The sequence below is a fragment of the Microbulbifer mangrovi genome, from assembly GCF_002009015.1.
GTDB lineage: Bacteria > Pseudomonadota > Gammaproteobacteria > Pseudomonadales > Cellvibrionaceae > Microbulbifer > Microbulbifer mangrovi.
Genome location: NZ_LZDE01000055.1, coordinates 1 through 495 on the forward strand (window position 1 = coordinate 1; position 495 = coordinate 495).

Sequence of the window (495 nt, forward strand, 5' to 3'; positions counted from 1 at the left end):
ATTTTCGCGCAAAACGCGCATAAAGTAAGCCGCCCCTGTGCGCGGCGTTATCTTTAATTTGGAATCAAACATCGATGAAAAATTTTGCTCTGGCTTTGCTTCTTGTCCCGTTATATGGATATAGTTCAAGCAACAACATTCCAGAAGAATATTGGGGTACTTGGGACAGGCATTGTAAGCAAGGTAGAGCGGCTACCGATTCTATCGTTCATATCCGTAAAAATGTCATTTATGGTTATGAAGAAAAGAAAGATATATTGAGTGTTTTCGTTCCTGAAGAAAACAAAATAGAAATCGAATATGCCTTTATCTATGATGGCGTTGAGTACACCGGGTCCTATGAATGGGAGCTTAGAGGCCAGTCTCTAGTTAGTATTCGTCCTCGGATAGGCGATGAGTGGATCATCTATAAATGTAAGGACTACGAGCCCTAAATAAAGATAACAAGGCCGGGCAAATAGCTCCGGGCCTGCGGCCCTCCGCGGGACAGCTTAC

At 43.4% G+C, this 495-nt stretch carries 1 protein-coding gene; it reads left to right on the forward strand.

The annotated features are described in order from the left end of the window. Positions 1–74: 74 nt before the first annotated feature. Complete coding sequence (locus B4U49_RS00235; protein ID WP_078082624.1) at positions 75–434, forward strand: hypothetical protein; 360 nt, start codon at positions 75–77, stop codon at positions 432–434. Positions 435–495 lie beyond the last annotated feature (61 nt).